General features: G+C 41.8%; 10 protein-coding genes, 6 tRNA genes and 1 rRNA gene (1 of these 17 running past the window's edge). 1 reads left to right on the top strand and 16 read right to left on the bottom strand.

The genetic code is table 11. The annotated features are described in order from the left end of the window. Positions 1–101 precede the first annotated feature (101 nt). Together BO18_RS10770 and BO18_RS10765 are read right to left on the bottom strand one after the other, a co-directional pair. Complete coding sequence (locus tag BO18_RS10770) at positions 102–716, bottom strand: PBECR4 domain-containing protein (RefSeq protein ID WP_034446118.1); 615 nt, start codon at positions 714–716, stop codon at positions 102–104. 256 nt (positions 717–972) lie between these two features. After that, on the bottom strand, positions 973–1,344 hold the full coding sequence (locus tag BO18_RS10765; protein ID WP_034446115.1) for a hypothetical protein: 372 nt from the start codon (positions 1,342–1,344) through the stop codon (positions 973–975). A gap of 105 nt (positions 1,345–1,449) precedes the next feature. Between BO18_RS10765 and BO18_RS34325 the strand changes: the two genes are divergently transcribed. Beyond that, a complete protein-coding gene (locus BO18_RS34325) occupies positions 1,450–1,791 on the top strand; it encodes a helix-turn-helix domain-containing protein (RefSeq protein WP_034446112.1) in 342 nt (113 codons plus the stop codon). Positions 1,792–1,954: 163 nt separating this feature from the next. Here the strand turns inward: BO18_RS34325 and BO18_RS10755 are convergent, their stop codons facing one another. The 14 genes from BO18_RS10755 to BO18_RS10690 all read right to left on the bottom strand — a co-directional run. Then, positions 1,955–2,803 carry an LD-carboxypeptidase gene (locus BO18_RS10755; RefSeq protein WP_034446110.1) on the bottom strand — a complete coding sequence of 283 codons (849 nt, stop codon included), beginning with the start codon at positions 2,801–2,803 and terminating at the stop codon, positions 1,955–1,957. 124 nt (positions 2,804–2,927) lie between these two features. Next, positions 2,928–3,407 (bottom strand): DNA-deoxyinosine glycosylase, encoded by a 480-nt coding sequence (locus BO18_RS10750; RefSeq protein WP_034446107.1) that lies wholly within the window; start codon positions 3,405–3,407, stop codon positions 2,928–2,930. Between the two features lie 285 nt (positions 3,408–3,692). Then, positions 3,693–5,633 carry a DEAD/DEAH box helicase family protein gene (locus tag BO18_RS10745; RefSeq protein WP_081860986.1) on the bottom strand — a complete coding sequence of 647 codons (1,941 nt, stop codon included), beginning with the start codon at positions 5,631–5,633 and terminating at the stop codon, positions 3,693–3,695. 464 nt (positions 5,634–6,097) lie between these two features. After that, a complete protein-coding gene (locus BO18_RS10740) occupies positions 6,098–7,231 on the bottom strand; it encodes an IS110 family transposase (protein ID WP_034445420.1) in 1,134 nt (377 codons plus the stop codon). Between the two features lie 94 nt (positions 7,232–7,325). Then, positions 7,326–8,345 carry a TOTE conflict system archaeo-eukaryotic primase domain-containing protein gene (locus tag BO18_RS10735; protein ID WP_034446105.1) on the bottom strand — a complete coding sequence of 340 codons (1,020 nt, stop codon included), beginning with the start codon at positions 8,343–8,345 and terminating at the stop codon, positions 7,326–7,328. 70 nt (positions 8,346–8,415) lie between these two features. Then, positions 8,416–8,778: a HEPN domain-containing protein gene (locus BO18_RS10730; protein ID WP_026514176.1), complete on the bottom strand. Its 363-nt coding sequence runs from the start codon at positions 8,776–8,778 to the stop codon at positions 8,416–8,418. Further along, positions 8,778–9,170: a nucleotidyltransferase domain-containing protein gene (locus BO18_RS10725; RefSeq protein ID WP_026499344.1), complete on the bottom strand. Its 393-nt coding sequence runs from the start codon at positions 9,168–9,170 to the stop codon at positions 8,778–8,780. The genes BO18_RS10730 and BO18_RS10725 overlap by 1 nt, the downstream gene beginning before the upstream one ends. Positions 9,171–9,270: 100 nt before the next feature. Further along, positions 9,271–9,356 (bottom strand) — tRNA-Leu (locus BO18_RS10720). A 53-nt stretch (positions 9,357–9,409) separates the two neighbouring features. After that, positions 9,410–9,482 (bottom strand) — tRNA-Val (locus tag BO18_RS10715). 59 nt (positions 9,483–9,541) lie between these two features. Continuing rightward, a tRNA-Ile gene (locus tag BO18_RS10710) sits at positions 9,542–9,615 on the bottom strand. 7 nt (positions 9,616–9,622) lie between these two features. Further along, a tRNA-Glu gene (locus BO18_RS10705) sits at positions 9,623–9,694 on the bottom strand. A gap of 184 nt (positions 9,695–9,878) precedes the next feature. Beyond that, a tRNA-Asn gene (locus tag BO18_RS10700) sits at positions 9,879–9,951 on the bottom strand. Positions 9,952–10,019: 68 nt separating this feature from the next. Further along, positions 10,020–12,883, bottom strand: a 23S ribosomal RNA gene (locus tag BO18_RS10695). 267 nt (positions 12,884–13,150) lie between these two features. Then, positions 13,151–13,185 (bottom strand) — tRNA-Ala (locus BO18_RS10690); it runs 38 nt beyond the window's last position.

The raw sequence follows: 13,185 nt of genomic DNA, 5'->3' as shown, positions 1-13,185 counted from the left end.
CACTCAAACACTGATGGAAAGGAGGCTGGCGGTTTCACTTATATTTCTGAACCCACTTTTGAACCTAGTTATGGATATACATCAAATGTACTTAAACAACTTTATTCTTTATAGTTTCTATGCGTAAATACAGGTGTCACAGTACCTGTAACCTTGTCGCGTTTTTCAACCTTAAGAACTGTATACTGCGTCTGTCCAACTGTGTAGTCATTCATGGTTGCCTCAGAAGAAAAGATAGACATTTCACTGATAAATATTATTCCTGCCAAATTATCACTTTTCTTATATAGCATAAGATTTTCAAGTCTCTCATGATTGTTTATCAGATAATCTGCATTGATACTTGTCCAAGGACACTTCTTTTTACTAAAGCCATAAAAGCTGTACTCTTGGTTATCCAGCTTTTCTATTATGTCTGCAAGCTGTCCGAAAAGTTCTACCCTTGATTCCATTTCATCTGTATAATACCTTGATTTTTCAAAGTCATCATTTTCATAAGTTCCTGAGATGATTTCATCATATAAAGATTCTGTTTGAGCTCCATGTACGTTTAAGAATTCAAGATCCTTCAGATAATGCAATCCCATCGTGTGGAACCAATCAACCTTATCAAAAACCAGGCAAAGAACGCTAGCCTTTCCTTTTCGGCCAATTTTTATAAGATATTCCGTATTTAGCAGTTTGTCATATGAGTTTAAAGATTCTAATACTCCCATTCCATCTCCAAAAAAATAAAGACCTTGTATTTGGCTACAAGGTCTTTTAGATAATTTTCTTTCGGATAATCCTATCTGGTTTGTGGTTATTTATCGAACCCACCTAGAACTCCATCAAAGAAAGCGTTCCAGAACCCTCTTTGATTTCAACGTTCAAACGAACCTCAAGTGTCCGCTGTTAAGATTATAGTATTGTAACCAAAACCTTAAGTCAAGAATATAAAGAGATAATTCATAGAAATTTCATTACACATTTTTATGCTCCTAGTTCATAATTCTGAATTCTCTCTTGCCATTTTTTATACTTCTTATACTGAATATCATCCAATTCCCAGAAATTTACTCCAGGTTCACATTCGCCCACTATTCGCTTTTCGCCAACCAATTTATAACCTAGCGCCTCAAAAAAGTTCTTTATATAGTCATACCAGACAGAAGGTTCCGCAAATTTACCAGCTATCGACTCTAATCGATTATCCTCATTAAAAAACCATGGATTTGGAAAGTTTTCATCCATTTTTTCATATGGATTGATCCTATTTGAAAACTTTATGTACTCCTTGATCAATGTCTCATCTGGCGCAGGAATTATCTCTAAGTCACCTGCCCCAATCATCCAACATCCCATTTTTATTCCTCCTTGATAAATGAATAATTTAGGTTATAATATAACCATCGGTTATTGTATGATACATAACCAATGGTTATTTGTCAATAGTAAAATGGGGTACACATGAAATTCAAATCTGAAAGAATAATCCAAATTCGTGAACAATTAGGTATGAGCAAAGCTGAAGCAGCAAGAAAACTCAACATGTCCGCAATGGGTTACGGGCGTTATGAAAATGGGCAAAGGGAACCATCATTCCAAACAGTATGTTTCATAGCGTCAACGTTCAACACTACTTCTGACTATCTTTATGGCTTAACAGATGATCCATCTCCCAGTTCAATAACAATTTCTTCATCTGAAGACCCAGAACTCTTTTCATTTGTAAACTCTCTTCAGAAGGATAAATCCTTAGAAAAAAGGTTATTAGAATACTTTCATAAACTGACTCAGCAAGATAAATGATCACAAAAAAGAGAAGCATCACTGCTTCTCTCTTCATGCCGGCGACCGGGATCGAACTTTCCTGCGCCACTCAAACACTGATGGAAAGGAGGTTGGCGGTTTCACTTAATATACTAACCCCACTTCTGAACCTAGTTATTGATATACATCAAATGTTTCCCCATTATGTTGTAACCGCATGAATACTGTATTCTTTTCCAATCATGATAGCCTTAGCATCATGGCCATGTCCTATATCTCTTGTATATGCTACGGGAAGCACCTCTGAGATATGCATTTTCAAAAGATCATATACAGTAAGCGATAGTCCTGCTTTTTCGTAATTAGTGAAAGTCCCAAGCAACACACCTGATATTTGGTCAAACACACCAATATCGTCCAATTGGCTAAAAAGAGTCCCTATCTGTCCGGATTCTCCACCAAGTGCCTCAAGAAGCAATATCTTCCCATTCATATCAGGCCAGTACCTTGTTCCTGCAAGTTTGGTAAAGCAGCGGATATTGCCACCTACAACCACGCCTTGCATAGCTGTTCCCTGCAAAAAGTTGTATTCTATATCAAACAGGTCATTATTTTTTCCGGAGACATAATCTGAAAATCTCTGCTTTTGAACATCTCTGCATGACCAGATCATGTTTTTTACCTGATAAAGAACTCCCGGCTTGCCTGTCATTGTGTATATCGCGTTTATAACCGTAGTCAGGTCGCTATATCCCCAGAAAGCCTTATCGGTCTTGGCTATGGTATCATAGTCTAAATATCTTAACACTCCATTAGCCAGGTCTCCGCCTGAAATGTCGTAGATTGCATCTATCGCATCATCAGAATAAAACTTCATTAGATCTTCAGCTCTTTCCTTATCAGTCCCGCTGTATTCGTCTGTAGTTCTCATAATATGCGGTGAAAGAACTGTCTCAATATTCATGTTGTTAAGAACCTGTTCAAGTTCTGTTATCTGATTCTGCCACTCCGGCAAATGTCCGTTTGAACAGGCTGAAATACCAATTTTCATTATCTTTTCCCTCCGGAAAAAACTTATTATCCATTTTTAGAATCCCTTCCTTTTAAAATAATCTCTTATCATTCCTGCGACCTCTACAACTTACTTAATGGTAAAGGCTGCCCCAAGGGCAAGGTCAATACTTTTTTATAATCTTCCAAGCACTCAGAAGCTTTTCCATATTCCAGGCAGCATTGGCGGGACTTGTAGACGGAAGGCATATTGCAGGTCTTTTGGTCACAGGCTCTGTGTACTTTTCATAATACTTAAGTGCCGTTTTACCATTGACATATATTGCCTTGATATCTGCTGTATTTAAGATAACGCTTAGATCGTTCGGTACTACATTAGTGATGCTGGAGTCCGATGATCCTTCAATATCGCAGGATTGTATCACATCCCATACTGCAATCCTGTTCCTTATCAAAAGAGCTTTCTTCTCCTCAATTGTCCCTGGCTCTTCCTCTTCAAACACTCCGGAAACCACCTTCCAAAATCTATTCTGCTTATGCCCATAGAAAAAACCTTCTTCTCTTGATTTAACAGAGGGAAAACTTCCCAGAACAAGTATTTTTGAACTCTTATCATATATTGGTTCAATTGGATGTATAACCATGATTAAGTCTCCCCTTCACCCATCCAACATATATGTACACTCTTTTATAGTACAAGATGGCAACAAAAAAGAGAAGCATCACTGCTTCTCTCTTACTGCCGACGACCGGGATCGAACTTTTGTGACGTCTTGGAACCCGCATGGAAAGGAGCCTTGCGGACTCACCTTCTTTTTTGGTCCATTTTCTGACCCACTTTCGTATGATAAAGGATATTCATATTTATTGAATAACAAACAATATTTACAGCAGCGATATCAATCTTTAAAACATATCTGTATCTTTGATTATCCAAAAGTAAGCTCCAATAGTTCAAGCGCTGCTTCTTTACTCTTAACTCGAATCAGATTGTCATCAGGCTTAGCTCTGGATAGTAGATTCATACTTCCATACCACACAATCTCATTGTCAATAATTGCATAGTGTTCATGCATGTGATCCTGTATTCTGACGTTTACTCCGTTGTCCTTTAATAACTGCACAATTCCTTTGGTATCTTTAATCCTTTCCTCCGGATAACCTTCTGGGTTAAGGGTGACAACAGTTATTCTGATCCCATCTTCCTGTTTTTTCTTTACAAGCCTAATAAAAGATTCAACTTTAGAATGATTTAAGCCTGGACTTGAAATAACAATTTCCTTATTTGCTTCCAAAAGATCCTTCTCATAAACACTTTCATATGAATCCATGTCAAAGATAGAATTTGCATCCTGCTTGTCTATAATCGCATTATTCCAAATTTCATACCCTATCTTCTTATAAGCTCTAAGGCGCTTGTGGTACATTTTTTCAAGAACTCGGATATGCGAATCTACGTAATCATATATTATTACTTCCGTCTTTGTCTTATAATCTCTATGTAACCTCCCGGCAAATTGCTCAATATTGCCTTCAGCTGCTGCAGGCATTGCCAGCATCAATGTATCAAGTCTTGGAAAATTAAACCCTTCACCAACATATTTATCAATTGCCACGAGTATTACAGATTCATCATCAGAAGCAGCTCGCATCTGCAATCTCATTTCATCTTTAGCTTTTCTACTTCCTCCGCCTTGCAGAAGGTATACATGATCTGCTTTTCCCTGCAATCTCTGATAAATCAGCTCCGCATGTTCTTTGTATTTGGTTAATACCAGCGGAGTTCTACCATCCTTAATACAGTCTTCCACATCAGATATTATCTGATCATTCCTAGAATCACACTCAATTACAGCCCGGTTTGCGTCTGTTATCTTCAGATCTGTAGAACTTACAAGCCTCGTAAATCGAGGATATACAAAATGCGCTATGCCTTGTTTCTGCGCTCTCTCTTTAGCAGTATATCTGAACCGAATAGGTCCAAACTGCATAAACACTTTCTTTTCAAGTCCATCTTCCCGTTTAGGAGTAGCTGTTAATCCATATACATACTTTGCTTTTGCTGCCCCAATTACATCTTCAACCGTCTGCGCTGCTCCATGATGGCACTCATCCATAATTACCATTCCGTAGTTTTCGATAATTGGATTGATTTCATCACCTTTCCCAAGAGAAGAAAAAATAGCAACATCAACTATTCCAGTCATCGAGTCATGCCCGGCATACAGTTTTCCGATCAAGTTTTTTCTCTTTTTAATTCTTCCTGTTTTTGTTTTATATTCAGGTAATTCAGCTTTAATATCTAAGAATCTGCTTAAATCTTCAATCCAGTTCTTCTGAATTTCTGTGTTATGAACAAGAATTAGTGTATTCACCTTTCTTTGGGCAATTAAATATGCACCTACAACCGTTTTCCCAAAAGATGTCGTGGCTGCTAGTACACCGTTGTCGTGCTCCAAAATTGCTTGTGCACCTCTCATCTGTTCCTCATATAAAGCACCATTGAAAGAAACATCTAAAGGAGTTCCCTTACATCTGTTATCAGTAAGAGAAAATGGAATTCCAGATGCATTTAATTTTTCAATTAGTGAATCTAAAAGAGCTCTCGGAATACAAATATAATCTCCATCATCATAACCACAAGAAATGATTCTTGACATACCTTGCGTTGAAAAGCCCATACCTGCAGTCTTATAGAACTCCGAATTGCTAAATGCAGCCATTCTCCTTATAGCATTCTGCATTTTATATTGCATTCCTTTTGAATTAATGTATATCTTATCAGAAATGATGATTTCTACTACGGAAGGTGCATCTTCCTTACAAAAAGAAAGTTTCACTTTTTCCCAAGGCTTCTGTTTTCTCGCCATGGTATCATCTGCATCTTCATCAAAATCATTACATAGGCCCCCTGTTATGAAGTGACCGTTGTCAAGAGGGAAACATTTCTAACTTTTCTCCTTGGCTAGCCACATTTGTTATTGTCTGATAGCATCTGGAAAGAGCCATTTTAACAGTCTCCGGCATGTAGCCACTCTGTTATTCGTGGATTGGTTACCAACAGGCTAATGGTTCGCCGAGAGTCTTGCTATCTAAAATCGTGGATCACAGTTTCCTGTGCGCACATAGGGGGTTCGCAATTAACTCGAACCGTCATGTTTATTGGCTCCTTCCAGATGCTATCAGCTTATTCATTTGTTATATCGGGCAGAAATCTGCACTCTGTTGCTGATTTCTGCTTGACTACCTATATCATTCGGATGGATGTCTGTCCAGGGCTTTAGCCGCGAAGCGGTGCGTAGCACCCTTGACAGGCATGCAGAAGAATGATTCTTTATTCCACTGTTACACCTATGTTATCAGTCATCATTCCCCACACAAAGCATGCAAGTTCACGTGCAATAGCTGCCACGGCAACATTTCTCTTTTTACCATGCCGTATCAACCTATAGTATTTACTCCTCAGCCGTGTATTAGCCTTATCAGCATATGCGATAGTTTCTGCACTATTTCCCTGTTGTCTCTGCTTTAGCACTTTAGACTTATGTCCTATAGCCCCTTTGCAAATGCCTCCTGATGCTTCTACAAGCAGTTTTCTCAGGTGACTGTTACCAGCTTTTGTAATTCCTAATCGGTTAATTTTTTCTGCACTGGAGAATTCTCCAGGTGCTAATCCAAGATATGCAGCATAAATATTTCCCTTTGCAAATCTTTTAAAGTCTCCGGTTTCAACTATTAGCGAAAGCGCTGTATGAGTCTGTATTCCAAGAAAACATTCCAACTTTTTAACTTTCTCTGAATATCTGGCTTGAGATGCTATTTCTTCAATCCTTGCATCAAACCTTTCTATCTTAGCTGTCTGTTCGTCATAAGATGCCATATACTCGTTCAAGGTTTCCTGATACATTGATGACAGTTCAAGTTTTTTAAGCCATTTGATATGAGCTATCGTCCATTTTGTTCCTTCGTATTGATATCCATGGCGCAAGCAAAAAGCGTTGATCTGCTGTTTTACTTTCTTTAATGCCTGCTTATGATCATCACGCATTCTCAGATATTCTTTTACTGAATCATCATCTTCTGTTGGAATATATACTGCATGGTATCCGCCATATGATAAGCATTGAGCAATCATAAGCGCGTCTCTGCTGTCAGTTTTAATACGCTGTCCCTGTTGAGTAAGCATTGTCGTTGGAGCAAGAATAACGCATTTCACTCCTGCAGATGTAAGCTGGTTACATAGTGAATAGCCCAAACAGCCAGCCTCATATCCACACTCAATATCATAAGTATCTTTAGCTCCCAGCTTGTGTTTAAGATTCTCTATAAACATGAGGATATTCTTGTAATCCGGTGTTACCTGGATATTTGCAAAAACACGATCCTCCGCTCCTATTACTGGCTCCATAGCACATAGTGTGTAGTTTGAACTATGGACATCCATACCGATTTTTATTATTCTATTCATGGTGACCTCCCTTTGTATGTGGTAATTCCTGTTACCTTAGATTTTCGTCAAATCATTAGTTTACAGGTAAATCCACGTTGCTACAAATGTGAGGTCACTTCATATTATCTAATAAGCCATCTGCTCCCCAGGCCTTTATCTTTTCTTCAACAATCTCTTTAGAGATTCTTTTAACATTCTTGAGGCACTCCCATTGATCAGGATATGCATTCCAGTTTTCATCTATGAAAGCACTATTCCCAGCCTGTAAAGCCAGTCCCTGTAATGGCAGCGCTATCAGATTTCCTAATCCAGATCTCCCAGTCTTTGCATTAATCGGAATATGGTCCTGAGCTGGGAGCATTCTGTCGTAATATGTGAATTTTTTCATATTAACAGATTCGGCACCTTTGGTTAGCAAAGCTGTTCCAAATCTTCTTGCTGTAGATGCGGGGATCGGCTTTTCAAAGAATATCCAAAAATGGGCTCCCTTCCCCGACCTTGAGCGCTCAACCAAAACAGGCACATCATTGTCTTCACATATCTTTCTAAATGTATTTACTTCAGTCATCCATTCAGAATCAGGATTTGCCCAGTCATCGCCGCAAACATCGTCATTATGGCAATCAAAGTCAAATACAAGAAAGTTTATAGTTTCATCAAGAAGAAGTGGGTATACCCCTAATACATCCGAAGCATCTTCCTTCTTTCCTCTCAGATGCTCATAAACCACTTCATCCGTCAATTCCTTATAATTCGGATTTCTACATTCACCACAAGAAAACTTGGGATTATTTCTCTTTGGACACAATCCATCTTTCCAAAAATACCAACACTGAGTATAGTAGCTGTGCTTTCCGGTTTTCTTATTAACCTTTCCATAACGCAGACTATAAACATCGTTTCGTCCGTTAAACAAGTTGCGGAAGAATTTTATTCGATGCTTGGTTATTTCCAAAGGTCTGACTCTGGCACCTTGATTATCGTCAAATAGAATGTTCTTGTCAGGAGATAGATCTTCAATATTCTTTGCTTCTTTTCTATAAGTAATACCAGCCTCATCGAGCAAACTATGCAAATAACCTATCTCTTTTTCAAGTTGATTGATTCGTGAAATATATTGATCTTCGTTCATATACGTAATCTCTTCAAGTATCCTTCCATTTGTCAAAAATGGGTACGGCATAAGCCATACCCACAAAATATCATTTTAATTTCTTTTGCCATTCATCAGCGACCCTAATGACATGCGCTATAGTATCTCTCCTGATAACGCTTGTTGGATAATATCTGGACACCACTTCCCAGGATGTAATCATCTTAGCCTTTTTACAAATAAAATCAGGTACATCAACGCCATTTTGTTGGGCTAAAATTACAAGTTTTGTAATATCATGTCCCCAAGGCTGTCCTCCCGTTTTTAGAGAAATAGCATACTTTAAAGTTTTCTCTACACCCTGCTGAGTCAAATAGGCTGCCTGATGCTTTTGATACTTATCATCACTGTTAACAAGGTTCTTAGCAGTTTTTATATCAGCTTTTGCAATTGATAACAAAGTATTCCCCATTACGCAGCCTGCCTTTTATAAATAATCTGTCCCTTCTCCGCTAATTCCTTGCAGATAGGAGCTTTTTCTTTTTTCTGATAAATTTCATCAATAGATTTAAAATATAGGAAATCATATTCCTGGGCAAAATCCAAAAGATACAAGTCCTTCATAAATTCGTTAAAGGATTTTCTATCACTAAGCGCATTGACTGTTTTCTTACTGATGATAACAATATCTATGTCAGATTTTTCTTTACATCTCTCTTCCAACACGGATCCAAACAGCATAATAGCATCAATATCCGGGCACTTTTTTGCTGTACTAATGATGTGCCTGATAATCTCAGCTTTATAATCCGCAACCATTACGGATGAATCATAATTTGTATTAACTTTGATAAGTTTGCACATAAATGATCACCACCTATCCATCAATAACTATGATTTATAGCCTTATTATACCTTACAAACATCGTAAAAAAAAGAGAAGCATCTTACGCTTCTCTCTTACTGCCGGCGACCGGGATCGAACCGGTACGGGTATTACTACCCACGGGATTTTAAGTCCCGGGCGTCTGCCAGTTCCGCCACGCCGGCATTACCATATTGGTAAAAAATACGCGATATGCATTTGGTACATATCGCGTTGATGGGGCCTACAGGGCTCGAACCTGTGACCCTCTGCTTGTAAGGCAGATGCTCTCCCAGCTGAGCTAAGACCCCTCTTTACAAATTATACTGGGTATTACGCGGTCTTTCAATATAATATTAAAAAACCAAAGTGGAGCTTCAGGGACTTGAACCCGGGACCGACCGGTTATGAGCCGGTTGCTCTAACCAACTGAGCTAAAGCTCCTGATAAATGACTCCGACGAGAATCGAACTCGTGTTACCGCCGTGAAAGGGCGATGTCTTGACCGCTTGACCACGGAGCCTTAGAGTTAGCGACCGCGTTGCGGTCGAAACTCTAAGGCCCTATGCCTTCAGCCGACCACACCGATCAAGTAAGTAGTATACCGTACTTCCGCTCTGCCCACTCTACTAGACTCAAAAGAACCTCGCCAAGTATCTGTGCAGGCTACGTACCAAGCTCGTGAAATACCTCGCTAGGTACTATCGCTCCCCCTGTCGGACTCGAACCAACGACACTTCGGTTAACAGCCGAATGCTCTACCGACTGAGCTAAGGAGGATTATAAAAAAATCTTTGTACCTTCAAAACCGAACACTGAAATCTCTTGATCCTTACCTATCTTGCTTTTTGGATAAGCCCTCGACCTATTAGTACACATCAGCTGAACACGTTACCGTGCTTACACCTTGTGCCTATCTAACCTCGTACTCTCCAAGGGGTCTTACTGCCGAAGCAGGGATATCTCATCTTGAGGGGGGCTTCACGCTTAGATGCCTTCAGCGTTTATCCCTTCCGGACGTGGCTACCCAGCCTTATGCATCTGGCGATGCAGCTGATACACCAGCGGTCCGTCCATCCCGGTCCTCTCGTACTAAGGACAGCTCCTCTCAGATATCCTACGCCCGCGCCGGATAGGGACCGAACTGTCTCACGACGTTCTGAACCCAGCTCGCGTACCGCTTTAATGGGCGAACAGCCCAACCCTTGGGACCTGCTACAGCCCCAGGATGCGATGAGCCGACATCGAGGTGCCAAACCACTCCGTCGATGTGAACTCTTGGGAGTGATAAGCCTGTTATCCCCAGGGTAGCTTTTATCCGTTGAGCGATGGCAATCCCACTTTCATACCACCGGATCACTAAGTCCTACTTTCGTATCTGTTCCACCCGTCGGTGTCACAGTCAGGCTCCCTTATGCCTTTGCACTCTACGAATGGTTTCCGTCCATTCTGAAGGAACCTTTGAGCGCCTCCGATACCCTTTCGGAGGCGACCGCCCCAGTCAAACTCCCCGGCAGACATTGTCCCCGGACCCGATTCAGGATCCTTGGTTAGAAAACCAGCATCATAAGGGTGGTATCCCAACAGCGACTCCACAGAGGCTGACGTCCCTGCTTCTTAGTCTCCCACCTATCCTGTACATATAATACCGGCTCCCAGTATCAACCTGGAGTAAAGCTCCATGGGGTCTTTCCGTCCTGGCGCGGGTAACCAGCATCTTCACTGGTACTTCAATTTCACCGGGTGCATTGCCGAGACAGTGCTCAAATCATTACGCCTTTCGTGCGGGTCGGAACTTACCCGACAAGGAATTTCGCTACCTTAGGACCGTTATAGTTACGGCCGCCGTTTACTGGGGCTTAAATTCAAAGCTTCGCCTTAGCTAACCTCTCCTCTTAACCTTCCAGCACCGGGCAGGCGTCAGCCCATATACTTCACCTTTCGGTTTCGCATAGACCTGTGTTTTTGCTAAACAGTTGCTTGAGCCTCTTCTCTGCGGCCCACGTCTTAGGTGGGCTCCCCTTATCCCGAAGTTACGGGGACATTTTGCCGAGTTCCTTAACAATGCTTCTCCCGTCGGCCTTAGGATTCTCTCCTCATCCACCTGTGTCGGTTTACGGTACGGGTTATGCATACGCAATAGTGGCTTTTCTTGGCAGTCATATCTGATGCTTCGCTACTAATCTTCGCTCCCCCTTGCGGGACCGGATTTTCCTTTTCCGGCTCATCCCTTTTGCCTGCGTCCCCACAGTTCTGATATACATAAGTGCAGGAATATCAACCTGCTGTCCATCGACTACGCCTTTCGGCCTCGCCTTAGGTCCCGACTTCCCCAGGGCAGATCAGCTTTACCCTGGAATCCTTGGATATTCGGCCTGGAGGATTCTCACCTCCATCTCGCTACTCATTCCGGCATTCTCTCTTCTAAACGCTCCGCCGCTCCTTTCGGTACGGTTTCTACGCCGCTTAGAATGCTCCCCTACCGATCATATGTACCCGTAGATACATACCATCCCCAGGCTTCGGTGTCGTGTTTCAGCCCCGGTAATTTTCGGCGCAGGACCTCTCGGCTAGTGAGCTATTACGCACTCTTTGAATGTGTGGCTGCTTCTGAGCCAACATCCTAGCTGTCTATGAAATCCCACATCCTTTTCCACTTAACACGCACTTTGGGACCTTAGCCGTGGATCTGGGCTCTTTCCCTTTTGACTACCCAACTTATCTCGTGCAGTCTGACTCCTGTGCTTATCCTTATTGGCATTCGCAGTTTGATAATCTTTGGTAAGCGGTGAAGCCCCCGCGGATATTCAGTGCTCTACCTCCAAAAGGAATGCTACAGGGCTAGCCCTAAAGCTATTTCGGGGAGAACCAGCTATCTCCGAGTTCGATTGGAATTTCTCCCCTATCCACAGCTCATCACCACCCTTTTCAACGGATGTGTGTTCGGACCTCCACAGCCTTTTACGGCCGCTTCATCCTGTCCATGGATAGATCACCCGGTTTCGGGTCTATGTATAAAGACTACTCGCCCTATTCAGACTCGGTCTCCCTTCGGCTATTTACCTTAAGTACTTAACCTCGCCTCCATACATAACTCGCCGGACCGTTCTACAAAAAGTACGCGATCACCCGCGTATGGGGCTTTCGCAGCTTGCAGGCACAGGGTTTCAGGTTCTCTTTCACTCCCCTCCCGGGGTCCTTTTCACCTTTCCCTCACGGTACTCTACGCTATCGGTCACTAAGTAGTATTTAGCCTTACGGGGTGGTCCCCGCTCATTCAGACAAGGTTTCACGTGTCTCGTCCTACTCTGGATACTGTCTCGCTTCGCCCGTTTTCGTATACGCGGCTTTCACGCTCTCTGGCTGCGACTTTCCATTCGCATTCTACTAACAGGTTCCATCGATTATACAGTCCGAACCCCAAGAAGCAAGCTCCCTGGTTTGGGCTCTTCCGCGTTCGCTCGCCGCTACTTACGGAATCACTTTTGTTTTCTCTTCCTCCGGCTACTTAGATGTTTCAGTTCACCGGGTTCCCTTCCTTAACCTATGGATTCAGTTAAGGATGACGGAGGTCTTCTCCGCCGGGTTGCCCCATTCAGATATCTGCGGGTCAAGGCTTATTTGCAGCTCACCGCAGCTTTTCGCAGCTTATCACGTCTTTCTTCGGCTCTTAGTGCCAAGGCATCCGCCCTGCGCCCTATATAGCTTAACCATTTGAGGATTGCGCAGACAATATTAAAATCAAAATCTGTCTGTTTCCTCGTTCAAGCAATATAGAAACTGTCCATTATCTTTCGATAACTTTCGTTCTCATCTCATATCTATATAGCGTTATATCTATGAGATATTTTTTTAATCTTTCGATTGTTAATTCTGGATCTTCGATGTCGATTCTTAATCGTAGATTATATCTAGATTAGAAATCTTTCATTTCAGTATTCGGTTTTCAAGGTACAAAGTGCCAACTTTCGTTGGCGAGTGGAGATGGAGAGATTCGAACTCTTGACCCCCTGC

Source organism: Butyrivibrio sp. AE2032, assembly GCF_000702965.1.
Note: the sequence above shows the minus strand (reverse complement) of the source record. Positions and strands in the feature narration are given on the sequence as shown.

Excerpts from the sequence above, each read along its gene's own strand:
- BO18_RS10750 (WP_034446107.1), bottom strand. The coding sequence starts at position 3,407 with ATGGTTATACATCCAATTGAACCAATATATGATAAGAGTTCAAAAATA.
- BO18_RS10765 (WP_034446115.1), bottom strand. The coding sequence starts at position 1,344 with ATGGGATGTTGGATGATTGGGGCAGGTGACTTAGAGATAATTCCTGCG.
- BO18_RS10740 (WP_034445420.1), bottom strand. The coding sequence starts at position 7,231 with ATGAATAGAATAATAAAAATCGGTATGGATGTCCATAGTTCAAACTAC.
- BO18_RS10725 (WP_026499344.1), bottom strand. The coding sequence starts at position 9,170 with ATGTGCAAACTTATCAAAGTTAATACAAATTATGATTCATCCGTAATG.
- BO18_RS10735 (WP_034446105.1), bottom strand. The coding sequence starts at position 8,345 with ATGAACGAAGATCAATATATTTCACGAATCAATCAACTTGAAAAAGAG.
- BO18_RS10745 (WP_081860986.1), bottom strand. The coding sequence starts at position 5,633 with ATGGCGAGAAAACAGAAGCCTTGGGAAAAAGTGAAACTTTCTTTTTGT.
- BO18_RS34325 (WP_034446112.1), top strand. The coding sequence starts at position 1,450 with ATGAAATTCAAATCTGAAAGAATAATCCAAATTCGTGAACAATTAGGT.
- BO18_RS10770 (WP_034446118.1), bottom strand. The coding sequence starts at position 716 with ATGGGAGTATTAGAATCTTTAAACTCATATGACAAACTGCTAAATACG.
- BO18_RS10730 (WP_026514176.1), bottom strand. The coding sequence starts at position 8,778 with ATGGGGAATACTTTGTTATCAATTGCAAAAGCTGATATAAAAACTGCT.
- BO18_RS10755 (WP_034446110.1), bottom strand. The coding sequence starts at position 2,803 with ATGAAAATTGGTATTTCAGCCTGTTCAAACGGACATTTGCCGGAGTGG.